Annotated in this window: 17 protein-coding genes; 7 read left to right on the plus strand and 10 right to left on the minus strand. The window is 61.7% G+C overall.

The genetic code is table 11. The annotated features are described in order from the left end of the window. Positions 1-42: 42 nt before the first annotated feature. Both NW826_RS12830 and menA read right to left on the minus strand, forming a co-directional pair. Positions 43-1,836, minus strand: a complete 1,794-nt coding sequence (locus NW826_RS12830; protein ID WP_414510318.1) for an LptA/OstA family protein — start codon at positions 1,834-1,836, stop codon at positions 43-45. 130 nt (positions 1,837-1,966) lie between these two features. Beyond that, positions 1,967-2,833 carry a 2-carboxy-1,4-naphthoquinone phytyltransferase gene (menA, locus tag NW826_RS12835; protein WP_414333088.1) on the minus strand — a complete coding sequence of 289 codons (867 nt, stop codon included), beginning with the start codon at positions 2,831-2,833 and terminating at the stop codon, positions 1,967-1,969. A gap of 376 nt (positions 2,834-3,209) precedes the next feature. Between menA and NW826_RS12840 the strand changes: the two genes are divergently transcribed. Further along, positions 3,210-4,769 (plus strand): isochorismate synthase, encoded by a 1,560-nt coding sequence (locus NW826_RS12840; RefSeq protein WP_414510319.1) that lies wholly within the window; start codon positions 3,210-3,212, stop codon positions 4,767-4,769. 131 nt (positions 4,770-4,900) lie between these two features. Then, positions 4,901-5,980 carry a threonine synthase gene (thrC, locus tag NW826_RS12845; RefSeq protein WP_414333101.1) on the plus strand — a complete coding sequence of 360 codons (1,080 nt, stop codon included), beginning with the start codon at positions 4,901-4,903 and terminating at the stop codon, positions 5,978-5,980. 17 nt (positions 5,981-5,997) lie between these two features. On the opposite strand, the gene NW826_RS12850 is transcribed toward thrC, so the two are convergent. The 5 genes from NW826_RS12850 to NW826_RS12870 form a co-directional block, all read right to left on the minus strand. Then, positions 5,998-6,882 (minus strand): hypothetical protein, encoded by an 885-nt coding sequence (locus tag NW826_RS12850; protein ID WP_414510320.1) that lies wholly within the window; start codon positions 6,880-6,882, stop codon positions 5,998-6,000. 298 nt (positions 6,883-7,180) lie between these two features. Next, positions 7,181-8,581: an AtzE family amidohydrolase gene (locus NW826_RS12855; protein WP_414510321.1), complete on the minus strand. Its 1,401-nt coding sequence runs from the start codon at positions 8,579-8,581 to the stop codon at positions 7,181-7,183. Next, positions 8,578-8,766 (minus strand): DUF4089 domain-containing protein, encoded by a 189-nt coding sequence (locus NW826_RS12860; RefSeq protein WP_414333082.1) that lies wholly within the window; start codon positions 8,764-8,766, stop codon positions 8,578-8,580. The genes NW826_RS12855 and NW826_RS12860 overlap by 4 nt, the downstream gene beginning before the upstream one ends. A gap of 100 nt (positions 8,767-8,866) precedes the next feature. Next, positions 8,867-9,448 (minus strand): hemerythrin domain-containing protein, encoded by a 582-nt coding sequence (locus NW826_RS12865; RefSeq protein WP_414367747.1) that lies wholly within the window; start codon positions 9,446-9,448, stop codon positions 8,867-8,869. 136 nt (positions 9,449-9,584) lie between these two features. Then, complete coding sequence (locus tag NW826_RS12870) at positions 9,585-10,457, minus strand: tRNA (5-methylaminomethyl-2-thiouridine)(34)-methyltransferase MnmD (RefSeq protein ID WP_414510322.1); 873 nt, start codon at positions 10,455-10,457, stop codon at positions 9,585-9,587. Positions 10,458-10,593: 136 nt separating this feature from the next. Here NW826_RS12870 and accD point away from each other — a divergent pair, with 136 nt between their 5' ends. The 3 genes from accD (at position 10,594) to NW826_RS12885 (ending at position 13,021) form a co-directional block, all read left to right on the plus strand. Next, positions 10,594-11,538: an acetyl-CoA carboxylase, carboxyltransferase subunit beta gene (gene accD / locus NW826_RS12875; protein WP_414510323.1), complete on the plus strand. Its 945-nt coding sequence runs from the start codon at positions 10,594-10,596 to the stop codon at positions 11,536-11,538. Between the two features lie 332 nt (positions 11,539-11,870). Then, positions 11,871-12,245, plus strand: a complete 375-nt coding sequence (locus NW826_RS12880) for an STAS domain-containing protein (RefSeq protein WP_414333076.1) — start codon at positions 11,871-11,873, stop codon at positions 12,243-12,245. Between the two features lie 77 nt (positions 12,246-12,322). Beyond that, positions 12,323-13,021: a class I SAM-dependent methyltransferase gene (locus tag NW826_RS12885; RefSeq protein WP_414510324.1), complete on the plus strand. Its 699-nt coding sequence runs from the start codon at positions 12,323-12,325 to the stop codon at positions 13,019-13,021. Here the strand turns inward: NW826_RS12885 and NW826_RS12890 are convergent. Further along, complete coding sequence (locus NW826_RS12890; RefSeq protein ID WP_414366483.1) at positions 13,018-15,207, minus strand: NAD-binding protein; 2,190 nt, start codon at positions 15,205-15,207, stop codon at positions 13,018-13,020. The genes NW826_RS12885 and NW826_RS12890 overlap by 4 nt on opposite strands. 401 nt (positions 15,208-15,608) lie before the next feature. On the opposite strand from NW826_RS12890, the gene NW826_RS12895 reads away from it, so the two are divergent. Both NW826_RS12895 and NW826_RS12900 read left to right on the plus strand, forming a co-directional pair. After that, positions 15,609-16,661: a Fe(3+) ABC transporter substrate-binding protein gene (locus NW826_RS12895; RefSeq protein WP_414510325.1), complete on the plus strand. Its 1,053-nt coding sequence runs from the start codon at positions 15,609-15,611 to the stop codon at positions 16,659-16,661. A gap of 187 nt (positions 16,662-16,848) precedes the next feature. Continuing rightward, complete coding sequence (locus tag NW826_RS12900; RefSeq protein ID WP_414510326.1) at positions 16,849-18,567, plus strand: ABC transporter permease; 1,719 nt, start codon at positions 16,849-16,851, stop codon at positions 18,565-18,567. Positions 18,568-18,647: 80 nt separating this feature from the next. Here the strand turns inward: NW826_RS12900 and NW826_RS12905 are convergent, their stop codons facing one another. Together NW826_RS12905 and atpA are read right to left on the minus strand one after the other, a co-directional pair. After that, entirely contained in the window at positions 18,648-19,592 is a 945-nt protein-coding gene (locus tag NW826_RS12905; protein ID WP_414333069.1) for a F0F1 ATP synthase subunit gamma, read from the minus strand. A 60-nt stretch (positions 19,593-19,652) separates the two neighbouring features. Next, complete coding sequence (atpA, locus tag NW826_RS12910; RefSeq protein WP_414333068.1) at positions 19,653-21,173, minus strand: F0F1 ATP synthase subunit alpha; 1,521 nt, start codon at positions 21,171-21,173, stop codon at positions 19,653-19,655. Between the last annotated feature and the right edge of the window lie 31 nt (positions 21,174-21,204).

Here is a 21,204-nt window from a genome sequence, read left to right on the forward strand (position 1 = left end):
GCTTTCGAGATCTAGACGACCCCCAGCCAGGATGGGATCCCGTCAGAGAGCATCGGTGATGCGAAATTGAAACATCCCCTGCTGCTGCTCGTCCCCCTCGACGGTGTACTCATCCTGTTCCAAGTTCAGGGTGACCAGCCTGCCGCTGAGGCGGTTGGCGCCCCGGCACATCTGATCCAGAGCATCGCGACCGGGCAGCGGTGCGCCGCTCTCGCGGGGAATCGGATTGATCTCGCCGCGATCGCAGAGGAGGACGGGAGCCTGGTCGGCGGTGATCCTGAAAATCTGCCCTTGGTCAGAGTAGTCGGCGCGATCCCCTTCGATGGCGCGGTTGGCCTGCACGATGACCACATTGCCGAAGAAGCGGGCATCGCTGCTGGCCTGGTCGATCTCCACCCGGTCGGCGTAGATCACCGTCGGTTGATCGACATCGGCCTGGGTCTGGGGGTTTTGCAGGCGCCGCGCCAGCCAGTCCCCCTCGATCTGCTCGATCACCACCTCCCCCCGCAGCTCCACCTTCTCAGGGGTGATGGTGGCCTGGTTGGCCTTGGCCTTGCGCCCCCGCTGGATAAACTCGACAGCATCGCTAAACTCCGAGGTGCCGGTACGGGAGTTGTAAACCAGGCGAGCAGCCCGCACTTCCGTTTCGGCTTGGCGCAGCTCCTCTGTCAGGGATCCGCCGCCGGCGGCTGGGGTAGAGGCGGCCATCTGCCGGTAGAGAACGTTTTCTTCGAAGAAGAAGATCTTGTCGCGGTGGTTGCCCTCCAGGCGGGCGGAGGTGAGCACCCGCCCCGGCTCGCGCAGGGTAACTCCCCCCGTCAGCAGGCTTTGGGATTCGCGACGGCGGTAGGTGCCCTGGGCCGACTGGATGACGGTTTCCCCCTGGCGGATTTCCAGGTTGCCTTCCCCGCGGGCAACTTGCGTGTTGCGGTCGTAGGTGAGGCGGTCGGCGATGATGGTGACCTCCTGATCCGGTTGGTTGGAAGTAGCCTGTGGGCCAGCCTGGGCCAAGCGCAGATCCGCCAAGAGGGGATCCCGGCTGCCAGGGTCGGCCACCTCCTGCAACACGACGCCGCCGGAGAGAATGCTCTGGGCCTGTCGGCGCAGGTAGGTGCCCTGAGGGGCGCGGATCTCGAGGCCGCCTTCGCGGATGCGCAGGTTCCCTTTCCCTTCGGCCACCTGTTGGGTGCGGTCGTAGGTGATCTGGTCGGCGGTGATGGTGGTGGAAGCGGGATCCGCCGCCGCCGAATCCAAGGGCAGCACAGTTAGCTTGCCCTGCTGGGCGCTGAGGAGGGCAAATTGGAAGTTAAACGAGCCGGAGCGGCCCTCTAGGATCATTTCTTGCCCTTTGAGGGTGAAGGCCTCCGGCACCTCGATGCGCTCTTCGGGGGTGATTCGCAGAGCGCGGGTCAGGAGCAGGCTGCCATCCTCGCTCCTCACCTCCACCCCCTCATCCAGATACAGCGCGTCGGCGCTGGCATCGTAGCGGGCACGCTTGGCCTGCCAAGTCATCTGCTCGCTGCTGGCAAAAAACGGATCCGGCACTCCTTCCAGCTGATCGGCACTTTCTCCGTAGAAGTAGCCGTGCGCCCCCTGCTCAAACACCTGTTGTCCAGTGGCCAGCTCCACCTGCTCGGCGATCAGCCGCCAACGCCGATAGCCCCCCCGCCGCCCCACAATATCCACCCTGCGGCTGACCGAAAGGGGCTGATCCGGGGGGGGAGACTCCACCTTCACTTCTTCGATATCGATGGACAAGGCCCAACCGACCAAAGCAGCTAAGAGGCTGCTCCCCAAGAGCGCCACCCCCAGATTGGAATTGAAAAATCGCCGCATCCTGTTCTCGCTGCTTCTCCACGTCGATCCTTAGCCCACGACCGGTAGCGGGGCCCGGCAACCTAGGCTGTAGCTTACCGCAATTTACAAGCCGCCGCGGCGGGATCTGGAGCATTTCTAAGGTTCTGGTTTATCCCAGACGGCTGAGGATAAAGCCCAACCCCAGAAACAGCCCCAGCCAAAAATGGAGGTTGACGGCGATGAACTTGGAGTGGCTGATCCGCTGCGGCTGGTCGTGGTAAGCCCACAGCAGGCGGGAAAGCTGCACCGCAAACGGGATCCCGGCCAAGCTCAGCAGCGTCCAGGCCGGAAAAGCCCCCAGCCCCACAAACAGCAGCATCAGGCCGAACAGACTGCCGCAGATCCAAGGGATGAGGCGGGCGGAGCGCAAGGTGCCCAGGCGGGCCACCGGCGAGCGCTTGCCGGCAGCCAGATCGTCCTCCACCTGATGGAAATGGGAGCAAAACAAAATCAAACTGGTTACCATCCCCACCACCAGTGAGGCCGCCAGCCCCGGCAGCGACCAGCTTCGGCTTTGGCTGTAGTGGGCGGCCAAAACCGCCAGCGGCCCGAAGCTCAAAAAACAGAGGAGCTCCCCCAGGCCCTGGTAGCCCAGGCGCAGGGGCGGTCCCTGGTAGGCGTAGCCCAGCCCGCAGGCCAGCAGCACCAATAGCAGCACCGTCGGATCCGATTGCCGCCAGCTCAGCCACAGGATCCCTGCCAGCCCCAAGGCCAAAAAGGCATTCCCCACCCAAAATACCTGCCCCGGCTTGCCCGTCAGGTTGACCAGCGAGTGGAGCTTGTTTTTGTCCACCCCTGTCTGGGCATCGAACACGTCGTTGCTGAGGTTGACCCAAGCCAAAAGACAGATGGCTGCTCCCAGAAATACGGCCAAAACTCCTACATCCATCGCCCCTGCCTGGGCATAGGCGATGGCGGATCCCACCCAGATGGGCATGATCGCCACGCTGTACATGGGGGGCTTAAGGGCGGCCATCCACAATTGCCGCCGCGAGGGACGATCCCAAGTGCTCTTTTCGGCAAGCTGTACTGGGCTGGCCTCTGGACTCCTGCGCGTTCTCTTGGACGGTTCCGGCTGTGCGAGCATGTTGGCCCTGGCTCTCTCTGGTTCTGTGTATGCCTCTGTATTTGTTAGGTTAGGATGCTTCCGTTCCCATCCCCAGGGATGCTAAGAAACTTTGCAATCCGTGAAGAAGTTCCTCAGGTTTTGCCCCTGAAGGCCCAAGCAACCGGCCTGTCTCCTGATCTCGTATAATTTTGTATCCTGAAGTACCCTGCTGGCGGTTCCCCTCCGGGTCGACGCTCGTCCTGTTTTCGGCCAAGGTGGGATCGGCTTCTGTACTCTTTTTTGCATGACCTCCTCTCTTTTTTCTTGGAATGCCCCCAGTGCGGAGCGGCCGAGAGCCTGGCCGTCGATCACTTCCGCCTCTGTTGGGACAGACCAGGAGGGGGAGCGGCTCTGCTGGCATTCCCTTCTGGCCGCCTGCCAAGAGAGGGCGCGGGCGCAGGGGATCCCTCAAATCCTCAGCCTGTCGCGGCCTGTCCCAGGGCTAGATCCGCTGGCGGCGCTGGCCCGGCAGTTGAGCTGGCTTCCCCCAAACCGCTTCTCCCACCATTGCTATCTCTCCCACCAGACCCAGGGAGAAAGGGTGCGGGTGCTGGGGTGGGGATCCCTGCGGCAGGTGGATCTTTCGGGGGAGGAGCGATTTCAGACGGCACGGGCTTTTGTACAAGCGTTGCAGCCTCATGTCCATGTCGCTCCCGTCAGCGGCAGCGAGTCTCCGTCAAGGGGTGGCAGCCGACAAGAACGCCCCTTGTGCTTCTGCCGCTTTGGCTTCGGCCCCGGGAGCGGTGGCGCAGCGGCGTTGGTTCTGCCCCGCTGGCAACTGTTGCAGGTGGGGGGGGAGCTGACGGTGGCGCGGCTCAATCTGGAAATCGGTCCCGACAGTGACCCGGCGGCCTTGGCCGGCCAGATCGCCGCTTTTTTTGCCCACATGCAGCGCCTTTCCCAAGCGCCCTTGCCCCGCTGGGAGCTGCAGCCCCCTCTGGAGGTGGCGGTGGCGGAAGCAGCCCTCTTGGCGCGGATTCAAAAAGCCCTGCAGGCCATTGAGGCGGGATCCCTGCAAAAAGTGGTGCTGGCGGAAGCCGTGGATCTGGCGTTGCCCTCCCCTCCCCCGCTCCCCTCCCTGTTGGCCTATCTGGAGGCCCATCACCCCGATTGCAGCGTCTTCGCCTTTGCCTCAGAGATGGAGAGCCAAGGGATCCCAGAGGAGTCCCCGCTTCCCGCTCAGGTTTTCGTGGGGGCCAGCCCGGAGCGGCTGCTTTCGGTGTGGCAAGGCCGGGTGCAGATCGATGCGCTGGCCGGCTCCATCGCCCGCGGCGCCAACGGCCACCAGGATCGGATGTTGGCCGAGCAATTGCTCCGCAGCGCCAAAGACCGCCGCGAACACCAGTGGGTGGTGCGCTCGATTCAAGAGGCTTTGGGCCGGCTGGGGATGGATCCTCAGATCTCCCCGCAACCGCGGCTGCTCCGCCTGGCCAACATCCAGCATCTGCAAACGGTCATCGAGGTGGAGCTCCCCGCCGACGCGCATCTGTTCGACCTGTTGGCCCAACTGCACCCGACGGCAGCCGTGGGAGGCTATCCCCAACAGGCGGCGCTGCAGTGGCTGGAGCAGGTGGAGCCCTTCGATCGCGCCAGCTATGCCGCCCCGCTAGGCTGGGTGGACTTGCAGGGCAATGGCGAGCTGGTGGTCGGGATCCGCTCGGCCCTGATCGAGGGGGAGCGGGCCCGCCTGTATGCTGGTGCCGGCATCGTGGCCGATTCCAACCCCGTCCAGGAGTTGGCCGAGATCCGCCTCAAGCTGCACGCCCTGGCCCAAGCCCTGGCCCTGCAGCCCTTGCCCGGATAGGCTCCCCCCTGCCGGCATGGGGCAGAGCCGATACAAGCGCTCCCCAAACAGTTACAGTTAAAAAGCCAGTTCTTCGATGGCCTCGACTTCTCGGCAGCATGGTCACCCTCAATTCTAACCATCCCTCCCGTATGGCCGGATCCCGCGCCCAAGTGGGGCTCTGGCCCGGCCTCATCGAGTACTACCGGGAGTGGCTCCCCGTCGGCCCCGGCACCCCTGTAATTACGCTGCACGAGGGCAACACCCCTCTAGTCCCCTCTCCCGCGCTGAGCCGACGGCTGGGGCGGGGCTGCCAGGTTTACCTGAAGCTGGAGGGCCTCAACCCCACCGGCAGCTTCAAGGATCGCGGCATGACCATGGCTGTATCCAAGGCCAAAGAGGCGGGGGCGGAAGCCGTCATCTGCGCCAGCACCGGCAACACCTCGGCGGCAGCCGCCGCCTATGCGGCCAAAGGGGGCCTGCGGGCCTACGTGCTGATCCCAGATGGCTATGTGGCCAAGGGCAAGTTGGCCCAAACCCTGATGTACGGGGCCGAGATCATCGCCATCCAGGGCAACTTCGACCGAGCACTGGCCATGGTGCGGCAACTGGCGGAAACCTACCCGGTGGCGCTGGTCAATTCTGTCAACCGCTTCCGGCTGGAGGGGCAAAAAACCGCTGCCTTCGAGGTGGTGGATGCGTTGGGGGATGCCCCCGACTGGCTCTGCATCCCCGTGGGCAATGCCGGCAACATCACCGCCTACTGGATGGGCTTTTGCCAGTACCGCCAACAGGGCAAGGCCAGCCGCCGCCCGCGCCTCTACGGCTTTGAGGCGGCCGGCGCCGCCCCCATCGTCCTCGATCGCGTGGTGGAACATCCGGAAACGGTGGCCACGGCCATTCGCATCGGCAACCCTGCCAGTTGGGCGAAGGCCAAGGCGGCAGTCCAGGTCAGCGGTGGCCGGGTGGACAGCGTGACCGACGAAGAGATCTTGGCGGCCTATCGTCTGCTGGCGGCAGAGGAAGGGATCTTCTGCGAGCCGGCCAGTGCCGCCTCGGTGGCCGGGTTGCTGAAATGGCGGGAGCAGGTGCCCGCCGGCGCCCAGGTGGTATGCGTTCTCACCGGCAACGGCCTCAAGGATCCCGACACGGCCACCCAACAGGGAGCCGCTCCCGTCCACACGGGGGTTGCCCCCGAGCTGGCCGCTGTTGCCCGTCTGATGGGTTTTTAGCTAATCCGCTTGCCCGCTCAGGCAGCCTGCGACTGCAGGGGCCCTGAACAAGCCAAAATGAACTGGTGGATCTCCAGCAGAATGCCTTCCGCCCCGGCCAAAGCCTCCGGCAGGGTTGCCAGCACCTGGGCATCCGCTTGTGCAGCCTGCTCTGCTTCTTGCAAAAGATTGATCGAATTATGGTCGAGCAAGAGCTCTAGCTCGTTTAGGGCCACCACTGCCAGTTGCTGTTCGGCTTGATGGAGCTTGTTTCGTAAAGTCTGAACTTGGTCGGTTTGCGCTTTCAGCCCGGCTTCCGCCTGCTCAGCGCGAGCGATGGCCTCATCCCGTTGAGCTTTCAACAAGGCCATCTCTTGCTCCAGTTGGGCCAGTTGCTTTTGCAGGCTGTAAATGTGCTGATCCCGATCTCCCAAAGCTCGTTCCAGCTCGCGGTTTTGAACTTCCATCTGCTGACGAGCTGCGTTCGCTTGGGCTAGCTGTTCTGCCAAGTTTGCCATTTCCTCTTCCATGCGGGTCAGCCGACTCAAGCGTTCCAAAACCTGAGTGTTTTCCGCCTCGAGTTTTTCGATCAACGCTTGAGCGCCCAACAGCTCTGCTTTGGTAGAGTCCAGCTCACCACAAACTTGGTCATAGTTGGCGATCAGCTCGCTCAGCCGAGCCTCTTTGGCCTGTAGCTCTTCCCGCAGGGAATGAAGCCGGCGGTCGCTCTGCTCGATGCGCTGCTGCAAGAGGGGCAGTTGAACCAAAGCCTGCTGAGCGGCGCTGAAATAGCCGAACAGTTGTTTGAAGTGGCGCTGCAGACGGCTGTGGGATTGATCCAATTTGTCGAAGGCTTCGTTGAGAGAAAGATAAGCCTCGCACAGTTTCATGTAGCGCTGGGCCACAGAATCAAGGTGCTTCATAGCGACTAAGATCCAGGTGGGGGTGCCGTGTCTATTTTATGCCGTTCATTCTATCGACCCAACCCGGAAAAGAGGTTATTCGCTACAACAACTGGGGGATTAATTTTACTTTAAGATTTTCCTCTCTCTAGGCAAGCAGCTCACGTCCTGCCCCAACCAGATTCAAACTCTCTGGCAAAAACGGCCCTTAAGAGTAGCACATTTTTACTCCCATCGAGGGGATCACACATTTAGCGTCTGGAGCAAAAGATTCAAAATTGAAACACTAGATATAGTTCAAAAGAGGGCTTCTGCTGGCTCAGGCAGGCTGCGCCTCCGGGATCCCCAGCGCTTCCAGATGGGCGGCGGCCCGCAACAGGTTGGCCTCTTGGTAGGGGGCAGCCACCAGTTGGACGCCAAAGGGCAGGGATCCGCTCTCGCGCAGCGGCACCGACAGCACCGGCAGGCCGACAAACGAGAGGGGCTGGGTGTAGAGACCCAGGTTGGGCCGGGTGAGGACTTCCACCCCAGCGATCACCATCTTCTCTTGGCCAAGCAAGGGGGCAGAGCAGGGGGTGGTGGGGGCGATGAACAGGTCGATCTCTTGAAAGAGGGCCTGAAGCTGCTGGCGATACCAGCGGCGAAAGCGCTGCGCCTGCACGATCCAACTGGCGGGCAGCAGAGCGCCAGCCAAAAGGCGATCCCGGGTGGCCGGGTCGAAGTCGTGGGGACGAGTTCGCAGGTGATGCAGGTGCAGGTTGGCTCCCTCGGCAGCCGTGATCAGGAAGGCGGCGGCGCGGGCGCGCTCGGCCTCCGGGATCCGCACCGTTTGCTGGGCTCCCAGGGCCTGGGCCACTTTTTCCACGCCGGCCAGGATGTGGGGCTCTGCTCCCCGCAGGAAGTAGTCGTCGGCCACGGCAATGCGCAAGCCTTGGATCCCTTGCCCCAATTGCCCAAAGGTGGGATCCGCAGGGCGGCGGGCGCAGACGGGATCCTGGGGATCCGGCCCTTGCATGGCATCGAAGCTGAGGGCAAGATCGGCCACCGAACGGGCCAAGGGGCCCACGTGGTCAAAGCTGGGAGCCAACAGGGCTACTCCTGCCCGCGACAGACGGCCATAGGTGGGCTTGAGGCCGTAGATGCCGCACAAGGCGGCGGGCACCCGAATCGAGCCGTTGGTGTCGCTGCCCAGGCTGAGGGGTACCAAGCCCCCGGCCACGGCTGCTGCCGAGCCACCCGAAGAGCCGCCGGCACTGCGGCTGAGATCGTGGGGGTTGCGGGTGGGGCCGTAGTGGCTATTTTCGGTTACAAAGCCGTAGGCGTACTCGTCCATGTTGAGGGTGCCCACCAGGATTGCCCCTGCCTGCTTGAGGCGGGCCACCACCGTGGCATCTTGGGGGGCCGGGGGGTTCTCGCGGTTGATCGCCGAACCGGCTAGGGTGGTGAGGCCAGCCACGTCGAAGAGGTTCTTGACGGCAAAAGGCACCCCCGCCAGGGGGCCCACCGGGATCCCTTTGGCCACCTGTCGATCCAGCCGCTCCGCCGCCTGCAGGGCCGATGCTTCCAGCACGGCTGTAAAGGCATTGAGCTGGGGATCCCGCTGGCGAATCCGCTCCAGACAGGCGGCCACCACTGCCTGGGCGCTCACGGATCCCTGGCGGACGGCCCTGGCAATCGCGAACCCGTCGGCGCTGCCGAGAAGAGGGGGATCCGGGGTCATGGCTGGGGGTTGAAGGTAGGATCTGGCTCAACCGTCGGTGGCAGCGGAAACTCCAGTACCTGTTGAGCAAGGGGCAAAAAGCGGGCGAAGTTTGCGATCACCCCCGCTCGATGGTCGGGATGCAGGGGCAGTTGCAGCAGTTGGGCCATCGAGTCGACGTAGGTTTCGGGATCCCAGGGTTGCATCGATTCAAGGGGTCGGCTGGGGAAAAGGTACCACAGGCCAGCTTGCCAAAACCAGCAGAAAGTTACCCAAGGCAGAATCCAAAGACAAGACCGTCCTCGGTTAAGGGGTGGCCGTCGACGCCGTGCTACCTGGCGGGGGCCAAAGGCGTTCGCGGGGCAAGACAGGGCGAGTCACGGCCTGCCGCTCCCATTCCTCTAAATTGAGGCGACGACCGGCAGAACTGGGGGCACTGGCCTGCAGGCGCTTGCGGAACAGGCGCAACTGCTGTTGCTCGGCGGCGGGAGAAACACGCTGGGCAAAGAGGGGATGCAAGAGCTTCTCTTCCTGCTCAAACTGGGCCCGCAACTGCCGATAAAAGTGAAGGGCAGCAGAGGGATCCAACTGCTGCGGCTCACGCTCCGCCTGGTGCAAAAAGCGGGTCAGCTCCGGGATCTGATCCCGCAACTGTTGCTCCAGCCCATTGACCTGGCTGCTGAGCTGGGGATCCGCTGCCAGAGCCGTCCTGAGCAGCGGGTAGAGGACATGGCGCTCCAATTGAATGTGGCGGGAGAGGCGCTGCCGCAACCTTTGCACCCAGAGACGCCGCTGCTCCAGATCCAACTCCGAGGCCCGAGAGAGACGAGCCAAGAACTGCAGGATAACCCGGTGCTGTTCGGCACAAAGGGCAACCAGTGTAGACATAGCAGTTCCCTGGAGAAAAAGCTTTATCTTAGCTTAACTTTGTCAAGAGACAGCAGCGTGCGTAAGGGTACGGGACTGGTGCAGGTGTCTTGGCTACACCCCGACAGCAACCCCGGCAAAAGCTGCCCTCCAGTTGCTAGGCTTGCACAAGCCAGCGGCGTTTCCAGGCGGAAGTGGGCTCAAGGGGTGAAGTTTGCTGTTCCTGCTGGCGCTGCAGCCGAATCTGGGCTCTGTCTCCCTGCAAGGTGGGATCCCGGTAGGGCACAGCGGCGCGGGTTTTCAGGTGCTCCCGCTCCATGGGGGAGAGGGGCGGCAGGTGATCCGGTTGGGGTGAGGCCACCGTGCCCGGCCAAGGGCGACCCACCGGCGGCGTCGAGCCAATGAAAAGCCCCGCCTCCAGCAAGGCTGATCGCACCGCCGCCGCACAGGAATAGGTGGCCAGGATCCCGCCGGGGCGCATTCGCGCCGCCACTGCCCGCAAAAAGTCCACCGTCCACAGCTCCGGGCAGACGGAAGGGGAGAAGGGATCCAAAAACACCGCATCCGCCCATCCCAGCGGCACCTGGAGCAGGGTTTGGCGGGCATCTCCCCACAGCAGCGTTCCGCGCCAGCGCGGCGATTGCCAGGATCCCTCGTTGATAAAGTGTTGCCACTCCTGGCTAAAGCTCCAAGTGGATCCCACCCCCACCTGCCAGGCCTGGCGGGGCAACTGCGGGGAGCGCTCTAGGCCAATGACTTCTACAGGGCAGTCGGGCCGCACCTGCCAGATTGTCTCCAAGGCCAGGCCAGAGTTGTAGCCAAGGCCAAAGCAAATATCCAAAAGACAAATGGGATCCTCCGGATCCCGCTCCAACGGCAGCCGATCCAGCCGGCAAGGGCGGACGAACTTCTCCAGCGCTTCCTGAGCGGCGCCGCTGAGGTTGTGAAAAGCCTGCCCAAACTCCTGGGAGAAAAAGGTCAGGGATCCATCCCCTGTGGTCAACACCTGCCACTGGGTTTCTGCGGTCATGGCTACTGCAAGTTTCTATTTCCAGCTTGGCGATTCTTTGATAGCTTGAGAACGTTAAGATGAGTTTCGCAGCTCACCGGCAGGGCTTGTAGATTCAGCTCTGGCCATCCCTAGCTAGGGGGGTACCTCAGCGGCTATGTCTTTACTGGATTGGTTTGCCGAGCGGCGCAAGCAGACTTCCCTCAACTTGACAGGCAGCAGCCCCTTCGACAAAGAGCGGCAAGTGCGAGAGATTGCCGACGGCCTCTGGCAGAAGTGTCCAGCTTGCGACGCTCTCACCTACAGCAAAGATCTGCAGCAGAACTGGCAGGTTTGTCCAAGCTGTGGCTACCACCATCGCATCACAGCCCCGCAGCGGCTGGAGCAGCTTTTGGATCCCGGCTCCTGGCAGCCCCTCGACGAGCACCTGGCCCCCACCGATCCGCTGCACTTTTTCGACCAAAAGCCCTACGCCGAGCGCCTGGCCGCCTACCAGGAGCGCACCCAGCTCAAGGATGCCGTCCTGACCGGGTTGGGCACTCTGGAAGGGATCCCGGTGGCGATGGGCGTGATGGATTTTCGCTTTATGGGCGGCAGCATGGGCTCGGTCGTGGGCGAGAAGATTACCCGTCTCACCGAACGCGCCACCTGCGATCACCTACCCCTGATCCTTTTTTCGGCCTCTGGGGGAGCCCGCATGCAGGAAGGGATCCTCAGCCTGATGCAGATGGCCAAAACGGCAGCCGCTCTGCAAAGGCACCGCGAAGCCGGGCAGTTGTTTATCTCCGTGCTTACCCATCCCACCTATGGGGGGGTGACCGCCAGCTTTGCCATGCTGGGAGACTTGATCCTGGCCGAGCCAGGCGCCCAGGTGGGGTTTGCCGGGCCCAATGTTATTGAGCAAACCATCGGCAAGGGCAAGCTTCCCGAAGGCTTCCAGACGGCTGAGTACTTGCTAGCCCACGGGCTCATCGACGCAATTGTGCCGCGAACCGAGCTGCGCAAGCGCTTGGCCCAGTTGCTGGCCATGCACCGACCCCGCTTGCACATGTCCCTTGCCGCGCTCGATTCGACTTACGCCCTCGATCCCGCCAGGATCTGAGACGGGAAGTAAAGGTTGGATCCCTCTGTCTGCAGGCGGAGCAGTTAGCTCCCCTCTCCCTTTGGGAGAGGGGCTGGGGGTGAGGGATTGCTCCCCTCTCCTTTTGGGAGAGGGGCCGGGGGTGAGGGATTGCTCCCTGGCTGAAGAGGAAGGGAGGGTAGCTGCCTCAACGGCACAGCGCGCCTAGATCCGGCAGACAATCTCAACCAGTGGGAAGTTGCCATGGCAAAGAAGGATACCCTCTCTGTTTGCAGAAGAGGGATTTTCTGCCGAGGGGGTCATAGCAGCAACCGATGGTGCTAAGGTGGGGCATGAGGTCTTGACTGGAAGCAATGGATTTTAAGCTGCGCATCCGTACCGCCGAAACTCCGCAAGGGCAACAACTGGCGATTGTGCCGTTGGAAGGTCGCTTTGACGCCAAGGTCGCTTCCGAAGTGCGGCAGTTGCTGCAGCAGGTTTTGGATTTTGGTTACCACAACCTGTTGATCGACATGTCGGCGGTTACTTTTATGGATAGCTCCGGCCTGGGGGTGCTGATCTCGGCCTTGCGCAAGTGCCGGACTGCCGGCGGCAACCTCAGCCTCTGTTGCGTTCCGGAAAGCGTCGCCCTCGTCCTCAGCCTCACCTCGATGGAGAAGGTCTTGACCTGTTTTGACGACCTGGAGACGGCCATCGCCAACTTCTCCACCGCTTCCTCTGCTCGCTAGGCCGACATTTTGAGTTGCTGCGATGCCCTGCCTACACCTCTGACGTTGTCCCCAGGATCTGTTGAGGAGGCTTAGCCATGCCCCAAGCTGGCCTCGATACCTTTCAGCTCCTTTACCAGCACCACCGTGGCCCCAGCTTTTGCGAGCGCATGCTGGCTACTGCTCCTGGCCGCTTCAATGAGACCTTTTGGCAGTTTTGGCAGCAGCATGTTGAGCCCTGCTTGCCCGCTGCGCCCTGCCTGCTGGATCTGGGAACGGGGCCGGGGTATGTCCTCCGGCAGTGGGCCCAGCGCTACCCCGGCGGACATTTCATTGGCGTAGATCTAATGCCCTACATGTTGGAGCGGGCAGCGGCAGACTTGAAAGGCGTCCCTGGCCTTCAACTGCTGCAGGCCGATCTCCACGATCCCCATTTGCCCCTGCCAGATTGCAGCGTTGACGCGGCTCAGGCGGTGGTGGTGATCCACGAGATGGTGCAGCCGGTGCGCCTGTTGCAAGCGGTGCGGCGTCTGCTCAAGCCAGGGGGGCGGTTTTTGCTGGTGGACTGGGTGCGCGCCCCACTTAGCCTCTATTTCGATGCGGCCACAGAAGCCCAACTGTTTCAGATGGAAACATCCCTAGACACCTTGGTGGATCAGTTTACCCACTTCTACGAGCACAACCGCTTCAGCGCTGAGGACTTGGCCTGGCTGTTGGAGAAGGTTGGCTTGAGAGTGGTGGCGCAAGAGCTCTACGGGCAAAATCGCTTTGTGCGCCTTGTGGCGGAAAAGCCCTAGAGGACTTCAGGGATCCGCCGCTCGGCCTGCACCTGGGCAAACACCTGCACCTCGGTGCTCATTTTGCGCAGTTGGCGGGCCAACTTAATGGCCTTGTCGCGGGGGAGAGGGGGGCTCACCACCGCCGGCAGGCAGCGCAACAGCGGCTTCAGGGCCGTCTTGGGCAGCCGCGCATAAAACGCCAAGGTGGAGAGGATCTCGTCTTCAAAGTAGGGGTTGCGGTATTCCAAAAGCCGCACTTGATAGAGTTCCGGCGGCAGAGGGCGTCCCTGGGCCAGGCGAATCAGGGATCCCACCGTCCCCATCACGTATAGACGATCCCCCCGCTTCAACAGGGTCTCGCCCTCTTTCTGCCAGATCTTGGGAAAAACACAGGGCCGGCCCGGTCGGGAGTGATGCAGCAAGATCGCCAGGTCGTAATCCTGGGCCAGTTGCCGTAGGGATAGCCCCAGGTAAGGGTCATGGGCCGAGACCTCCAGCAGCGTCACCAGCAGCGTTTCCCCGTCCCAAGTCAAGGTGCCGTAAACGGATCCCACCAACGCTGCCGTAGCAAAAGCCCGCGCCCCCAGGGCCGTGGTGCTGTAGCTGGTTCCCAGCGTCTGCAGATGCCGCTGCATCCGCGCCGCCAGCTCAGGATCCGTGACCCGCAAAATGGTGCGGATCCCAGGTTGCAGGCTGTGGGCGGTCAGGGCGGTCTCGAGGTTGGTGAGATCGTCAGGCGTCGTGCAGATCAAAGAGCGGCTGCTTTGGATGCGAGCCTGTTGCAGCGTGCTGGCCAAGGCGTAGTTGCCCCGGATCACCACCGCCCCCTCCCGTTCCGTCGCCGCCAGCAGGGGATTGTCGCTGTCGGGCTCCACAACCACCACCTCATAGCCCATTTGCCGCAACAACTGTAGCACCAAGTAGCTCAGCCGTCCCAACCCCGCGATCACCACGTGATCCGCTTTGGGCATACGGGCGGCCCGGCCCAAGCCAAAGCGGCTGCTCACCAACTTGTCGGTCACCAATCCGTAGATCAACCCCACCAGGGCAGCCCCCACCAAGGTCATGACCACCGCCACCACCTTCACCCCTAGAGGGGTCTCCGCCTGCTGAAAAGCCTCGATGTCCCCATACCCCCCCGTCAACACCACGATGGTCAGCAACAGCCCGTCAACCACGGATTTACCGATAGCTCTAAAGTTAAGGATCCCCAGCACCAGCATGGCTCCCAAGGTGAAGGTGAGGGTGCGCACGATGGGCTTGACCTGCAGCAGTCCCTGCAGGCTTCTGCGCAGCCAAGATAGGAGCTGCCTGAACGAGTTGCCTCGCTGTTGTTGTCGTTTGTCTTGCACCTGTCCGCTGGCCCAGCGTTGTGCCCGCGAAGAGCCGCGCCGCCCGTTGCGCTCCAACAGGTGCAGATAGGATCTGGGGTCGCAGATCACCAAAATGCGATCCCCCTCCAGCAGCTCTGCCTCGTGGTCGAAATCGTCGAAAACCCGAGACTCGGAAAAGTCGGACAGCCCGTCCACCGGGTAGTGAAACAGCACCCGCGCCCGAAAGGTTTCCTCCAGTTCCGAGAGGGGCATGTGCAGCAGACGGGAGTTGTAGCCGATGGTCAGCTCCACCACGTTCCAGAGGGTGGTCTCTTGGGGAGCGCCAAAATAAAGCGGATTCGCCAGCTCCGGCGGCAGCGTGGCCGGCTGAGCCTCTAACTGGGGCAACTCGAAGTAGCCGACAAATTCGTCCGAGACAGCTTTCAGAGCAAAGGCCGGCGCAGCCAAGGCAGCCACCGACAGGGAAAAATGCTGCGGCAAAATCGAGTCCAGGTAGCGGGCAAGGCCGGTGTTAAACAGACGAGAGACAATGCGCACCTGCGGGTTGAGATCCCGAATCAAGAGAGCCAGCTCGAAGTTGGCTTGGTCGTTGTCCTCCACAAGCAATGCCACCTTGATCCGCTCGATCCCAGCCCGGCGCAACACCTCCGGCTGATGGGGATCCCCCTCTAGGTATTGCCACTGCTCTTTTAATAAAGAAGGCCGCGGGCCGGGAGCCACCACCACCGCGCGCTGTCCAAAGTCTTCCAGAATCTGCAGCGTCAACGCTGCCAAGTCGTTGTAGCCACAGACCAGGATGAAAACACCCGGATCCCGGCCATTGTCCTGCAGTTGCTCATCCAGCCATTGATGAGAAAGGGATCCCACCATACTCCACCACCTACCCTGCTCCCTTTATACCCAAGGCAGGTCTAGAACCCCGCCCTACCCAAAATATTCCGGTAAGGGATCCCCTTGCCCGGCCAGCCGCGATGAGAAGCGACCTTGGCTCTTGTTTCCAGCGAGAGTTGGCGGATCTTGGGCCAAACGGTTCAAAGATGAGAACGACTCCCAACAGCTTGACTCGGTACTCAGGATCCTCTATCATTGCCCCAGAGCAAAGTTCTTGAATAAAAATCTCAATAAGCTTGGCCTAGAGAAGGGTCAAAAGGCCGGCATTTGAGGGAACTGCCCTGATTCAGGGAGGGGGTTTTCAAGTGCTTTCTCGGGTAAAGGCATTGCTGACTGGGTCAATGCAGCAGCCTTTCTTGAAATGTTTTTGAGTTTAGGAGTTGGGTATGCGCTTATCGCGACGGCAACTGGTCAGCGGAGCCGCGCTGGGCTCTGTAGCCTTGGCGGCAGGCTTGCTGGGGCGTCCGGCCCGCGGCGCCAACCGGGAGGTGAACCTCTACACCTCTCGGCACTACGGCACCGATGAAAAATTGTACGACCTCTTCAAACAGAAAACGGGCATTACTGTCAATTGGGTGCAGGGCAACGCCGACGAGATCGCCCAGCGCATCCGCAGCGAGGGATCCAACAGCCCTGCCGATATCTTTATGACCGTAGATATTGCCCGGCTGTGGCGCGCCCAGAACGAAGGCCTGTTTCAGCCCATCCAGTCCGAGACGCTCTCTAAGAACATCCCGGAATCGCTGCGGGATCCGGAAGGCTACTGGTTTGGCCTAACCAAGCGGGCGCGGGTGATCATGTACAACAAAGACAAGGTGGATCCCAAGGAGCTCTCCACCTACGAAGATCTGGCCAACCCCAAGTGGCGGGGCAAGGTGCTCACCCGCTCCTCCAGCAATGTGTACAGCCAATCTCTGACGGCTTCCATCATCTTGGCGCACGGGATCCCAGAAACCGAACAGTGGGCGCGGGGCTTGGTGGCCAACTTCGCCCGCCCGCCGGAAGGGGGAGACATTGATCAAATCAAAGCCGTGGCCGCTGGCGTGGGGGATGTGGCCCTAGCCAACACCTACTACCTGGCGCGTTTGATCAAATCCGACAATCCTGAAGATCGGGCCGTAGCCGAAAAGATCGGCGTCTTCTTTCCCAACCAACAGGATCGCGGCACCCACGTCAACATCAGCGGCGCCGGCATTCTGAAAACAGCTCCCAACAAAGAGGCCGCCATCCAGTTTCTGGAGTTCCTCTCCGGCCCGGAGGCGCAGGCCATCTTTGCCCAGAGCAACAACGAATACCCGGTGCTGCCGGGGGCAGAGATCGACTCGGTGGTGGCCAGCTTTGGCACCTTCAAGGAAGACACGATCAACGCCGCCAGCATTGGCCGCGTTACCCCCGATGCCCTGAAAGTGATGGATCGGGCCGGTTGGCGATGAAAAGCGCCGGGGCTGCCAAGAGCTTTCTTCTTGGCTCCCCGGTTGCAGCCCCAAAGCAGGATCAAGTCCCAAGTTTGAGTCTTGAGACTTAGCTTCTTTGTTTTTTCCTAAGATTTGCCTGACAATTGGGAAACAGTACGGTGAAGAAAAAGTTTTTGCCAGCTCTCAGGGATTTCAGCTGCAATTGATGGAAAAGTTAGCTTGGCTAAATCTGGGTAAACGCTTTGACCATTCTCTCAAGAGAGCTTGGACGCGCTGGTTCAGCGGTTGGACGTTGCTGACCTTAGCCCTGACGGGCTTAATTTTGATTCCCACTCTGACGGTTCTCCTCAGCCTTTTTGCCGATGAGCGGCAGGTTTGGGAGCACCTGGCCGACACGGTCTTGGGGCTGTATGTGCGCAACAGCCTGCTGATGATGGTGGGGGTGGCGCTGGGAGTCATCCTGGTGGGCAGCGGCACTGCCTGGCTGGTGACAATGTGCGAATTCTGGGGGCGGGCCTGGCTGGAGTGGATGCTGGTGTTGCCCCTGGCGGCTCCCACTTATGTGTTGGCCTACGCTTACACTGACTTTTTGCAAGTAACCGGCGGCTTCCAGACCTGGCTGCGGCGGGTTGCCGGCTGGGGGATCGGCGACTACTGGTTCCCCAACATTCGCTCCTTGTGGGGGGCGATCCTGCTGCTCGTCCTCACCCTCTACCCCTATGTGTATCTCTCGGCGCGGCTGGCCTTCCAGGAACAGTCGGTGGTCTGTTTGGAGGTGAGCCGCTCCTTGGGCTACGGACCCTGGGCCAGCTTTTTCCGGGTGGCCTTGCCCTTGGCCCGGCCGGGGATCGTGGCCGGCTGTCTGCTGGCTTTGATGGAGACCCTGAACGATTTCGGCACCGTCAGCTATTTTGGGGTCGATACCTTTACTACCGGCATCTACCGCACCTGGACAGCTCTGGGCAATCCGGTGGCAGCAGCTCAGCTTTCAGCGCTGCTGTTGCTGTTGGTGTTGCTACTGATGGCCCTGGAGCAATTTTCCCGCCGGCGGGCGCGCTACTATCGCCAAGGATTCAAGCCAAACCCAAGTCGTTATCCCTTGCACGGGATCCGGGGGGTGGGAGCGTGGCTGGCCTGTGGGATCCCGATTGGGCTGGGCTTCGTTATCCCTGCCCTGATCCTGCTCCATATGACCCTGCGCCAGGGGGAATTGGGCCGCCGCTTTTGGAGCTACGCCCAGAACAGCTTTCTCCTCTCGACGATCACGGCGGTGATCGCCGTCTTGGTGGCAGTGGCGGTGCTGTACGGTCTGCGGCTGCAGCGGGCCTGGGGCCTGCGGCTGGCGGTGCGGCTATCTTCCCTGGGCTACGCGCTACCGGGCGTGGTGATTGCAGTAGGAGTTCTGATTCCCCTGGGGCAACTGGATCAACTGCTGAGCTACTTGCGGCAGGCGCTCTTTCAACAGCCGCCCGGTCTGGTGATCAGCGGCACTATTTTAGCGTTGGTGTTTGGCTATCTGGTGCGCTTTTTGGCGGTGGCTCTGTCCACCGTCGAGGCGACGCTAGCGCGCATTCCTCCCAGCCTGGACGAGGCAGCCCGCAGCTTGGGGCAGGGATCCCTGGGCACCCTGTGGCGGGTGCACCTGCCCCTGATGGGGGGCGGGATCCTGGGAGCGATGCTGCTGGTGTTTGTAGATGTGATGAAGGAGCTGCCGGCCACGATGGTGCTACGCCCCTTCAACTTCGATACCTTGGCCGTCCACACCTACCGCATGGCTGCCGACGAACGCCTGGCCGAGGCCGGCGCCCCCGCCTTGGCGATTGTCCTGGTGGGGATTTTGCCGGTGATCCTGCTCAACGCCCAGATAGCCCAGCGACGCAATCTAGGCTCCTCAAATAAAACGTCTCCCTACGTCCTTCCCTAACTCCCCTCTCCCTCTGGGAGAGGGGTTGGGGGTGAGGGTACCTCTGGGAGAGGGGTTGGGGGTGAGGGTGGGAGAGAAGTTTATAGGGCCTCAGCTCCGGCAACTACCTCCAGGATCTCCTGGGTGATAGCCGCCTGCCGAGCTTTGTTGTAGGCAAGGCCCAGTGTGCGGATGAGTTCGCTGGCGTTGTCGCTGGCATTGTTCATGGCCGTCATGCGGGCCGCCAACTCGCTGGCCGCTGCTTCCTGCAAAGCCCGCAACAACTGGTTGTTCAAGTACAGCGGCAGCAGCGCGTCCAAAATCTGCACCGGATCCTGCTCGAAGATCATGTCTGGCGGCGGGGCTGAGACAGGAGCAACGATCTTGCTGCGCTCGACCGTGAACTCTCCCCCCCGCACCAGCAGGTTAAAAATCTCGTCGTCGCGGGCAGCCAGGCGCGTGGGATCCAGAGGTAGCAGCGATTGCACCACCGGACGGGAGCTGATCAGCGAGACAAAGCGGGTGTAGATCAGCTCCACCTTGTCTACTTTCTCGGACAGGAAAGCGGAGAGGAGCTGATCCCCTATTTGCGCAGCTTCCGCCGCCGTAGGAATCTGCGACAAGTTCACGTAGGTCTTGGCAATGGGAGCGGAGCGGCGCTGAAAATACTGCACCACCTTGCGGCCCACCAGGTAAAGCTGCACCTGCAGCCCCGTCTCCTGCAGCTCGCGCACCCGCTCCTCGGTGCGCTTGATAACGTTGGCATTGTAAGCACCGCACAGGCCCCGATCCCCAGCCACCACCAACAGGCCCACCGTTTCAATGGGCCGCTGCTTCAGCAGAGGCAACTCGACATTTTCCAGCCGCAACCGCGTTTGCAGCCGATAGAAAACCTGGGCTAGGCGGTCGGCAAAGGGACGGGTGGCCATCACCTGCTCCTGGGCCCGTCGCACCCGCGCTGCCGCCACCAGGCGCATGGCCTCTGTAATCTTGCGGGTATTTTTCACCGCCTTGATGCGATCGCGAATCCGCTTTAGGTTTGCCATAACCGATTCCCTCTGCTGTGGTTACTGGATGGGGATCCCCAAAGCAGGGATCCCCGGCAACTAAGCCGCCTTGGCCAGGAAGCTCTGTTTGAACTCCGTGATGGCGGTTTTCAAGATCTCTTCCGCCTCTTCAGTGAGTTGCTTGGTGGAGAGGACGATCTCGCCATACTTGGGATGGGTGGTGCCCAAGTAGGACAGCAGGCCCTGCTTGAAGCTGGAGACTTTCTCCACCGGAATGTCGTCCAAATACCCCCGCGTCCCGGCGTAGATAATCGCCACCTGCTGATCCAAAGACAGGGGCGAATATTGCGGCTGCTTGAGGATCTCCTGCAGCCGTTGGCCGCGGGCCAATTGCTTCTGGGTGGCCTCGTCCAGATCAGAGGCAAATTGGGCAAAGGCTTCTAGATCGCGAAATTGCGCCAGTTCCACCTTGATCGAGCCGGCCACTTTCTTCATCGCCTTGGTCTGGGCCGCCGAGCCGACGCGGCTGACAGAGATGCCAACGTTGATGGCCGGGCGAATGCCGGCGTTGAACAGATCCGACTCCAAGAAGATCTGCCCATCGGTGATGGAGATAACGTTGGTGGGAATATAGGCCGACACGTCGTTGGCCTGGGTTTCCACAATCGGCAGCGCCGTCATGGATCCCTCGCCCAGCCGGCTGTTCAGCTTGGCCGCCCGCTCCAGCAGCCGCGAGTGCAGATAGAACACATCCCCTGGGTAGGCTTCCCGACCGGGCGGACGCCGCAACAGCAGCGACATCTGCCGGTAGGCCACCGCCTGCTTGGAGAGGTCGTCGTAGACCACCAAAGTGTGCTTACCCTGGTACATAAAGTACTCGGCAATGGTGGCGCCACAATAGGGGGCCAACCACTGCAGCGGTGCCGGGCTGTCAGCGCCGGCAGCCACCACAATGCTGTAGTCCATCGCCCCTCGCTCGGTCAGGATGCCCACCACCTGGGCGATGGTGCTCTGCTTCTGGCCAATGGCTACGTAGATGCAGATCACATCCTGCCCTTTCTGGTTCAGGATCGTGTCCACGGCAACGGTGGTCTTGCCGGTTTGGCGGTCGCCGATGATCAGCTCCCGCTGCCCCCGCCCGATGGGGATTAGAGCGTCAATGGCGGTGATGCCGGTTTGCAGAGGCTCGTACACGGAGCGGCGATCGATAATGCCGGGGGCCGGGGACTCAATGAGGCGCGTCTCGGTGCAGTGAATCGGCCCTTTGCCGTCGATGGGATTGCACAGGGGATCCACCACGCGGCCCAGCAGGGCTTCCCCTACAGGGATGCTGGCAATTCTGCCCGTGGCTTTGACGGTGGATCCTTCTTGGATGTTGCGCCCGGAGCCGATCAACACTGCGCCGACGTTGTCTTCTTCTAGGTTAAGGGCAATACCGGTGGTGCCATCCTCAAATTCCAACAGTTCGCTGGCCATCACCTTCTCCAGGCCGTAGATGCGGGCAATGCCGTCTCCCACCTGCAGGACGGTACCGACATTGGAGATCTGCATCTCCTGGTTATACTGTTCGATCTGCTGCTTGATGATGGTACTGATCTCGTCTGGGCGAATCGTAGGCATAGCAGTCCTCTCAACGGAATAGGAAGGGATC

Origin of the sequence: Synechococcus sp. OH20 (assembly GCF_047502685.1) — a bacterium.
GTDB lineage: Bacteria > Cyanobacteriota > Cyanobacteriia > Thermostichales > Thermostichaceae > Thermostichus.

Bases quoted from the DNA above. Each gene is read 5' to 3' on its own strand.
- NW826_RS12890 (WP_414366483.1), bottom strand. From the start codon at position 15,207: ATGGTGGGATCCCTTTCTCATCAATGGCTGGATGAGCAACTGCAGGAC.
- NW826_RS12855 (WP_414510321.1), bottom strand. From the start codon at position 8,581: ATGACCCCGGATCCCCCTCTTCTCGGCAGCGCCGACGGGTTCGCGATT.
- NW826_RS12830 (WP_414510318.1), bottom strand. From the start codon at position 1,836: ATGCGGCGATTTTTCAATTCCAATCTGGGGGTGGCGCTCTTGGGGAGC.
- NW826_RS12840 (WP_414510319.1), top strand. From the start codon at position 3,210: ATGACCTCCTCTCTTTTTTCTTGGAATGCCCCCAGTGCGGAGCGGCCG.
- NW826_RS12885 (WP_414510324.1), top strand. From the start codon at position 12,323: ATGCCCCAAGCTGGCCTCGATACCTTTCAGCTCCTTTACCAGCACCAC.
- NW826_RS12860 (WP_414333082.1), bottom strand. From the start codon at position 8,766: ATGCAACCCTGGGATCCCGAAACCTACGTCGACTCGATGGCCCAACTG.
- NW826_RS12870 (WP_414510322.1), bottom strand. From the start codon at position 10,457: ATGACCGCAGAAACCCAGTGGCAGGTGTTGACCACAGGGGATGGATCC.
- NW826_RS12905 (WP_414333069.1), bottom strand. From the start codon at position 19,592: ATGGCAAACCTAAAGCGGATTCGCGATCGCATCAAGGCGGTGAAAAAT.
- NW826_RS12865 (WP_414367747.1), bottom strand. From the start codon at position 9,448: ATGTCTACACTGGTTGCCCTTTGTGCCGAACAGCACCGGGTTATCCTG.
- atpA (WP_414333068.1), bottom strand. From the start codon at position 21,173: ATGCCTACGATTCGCCCAGACGAGATCAGTACCATCATCAAGCAGCAG.
- NW826_RS12850 (WP_414510320.1), bottom strand. From the start codon at position 6,882: ATGAAGCACCTTGATTCTGTGGCCCAGCGCTACATGAAACTGTGCGAG.
- NW826_RS12880 (WP_414333076.1), top strand. From the start codon at position 11,871: ATGGATTTTAAGCTGCGCATCCGTACCGCCGAAACTCCGCAAGGGCAA.
- menA (WP_414333088.1), bottom strand. From the start codon at position 2,833: ATGGCCGCCCTTAAGCCCCCCATGTACAGCGTGGCGATCATGCCCATC.
- thrC (WP_414333101.1), top strand. From the start codon at position 4,901: ATGGCCGGATCCCGCGCCCAAGTGGGGCTCTGGCCCGGCCTCATCGAG.
- NW826_RS12900 (WP_414510326.1), top strand. From the start codon at position 16,849: ATGGAAAAGTTAGCTTGGCTAAATCTGGGTAAACGCTTTGACCATTCT.
- accD (WP_414510323.1), top strand. From the start codon at position 10,594: ATGTCTTTACTGGATTGGTTTGCCGAGCGGCGCAAGCAGACTTCCCTC.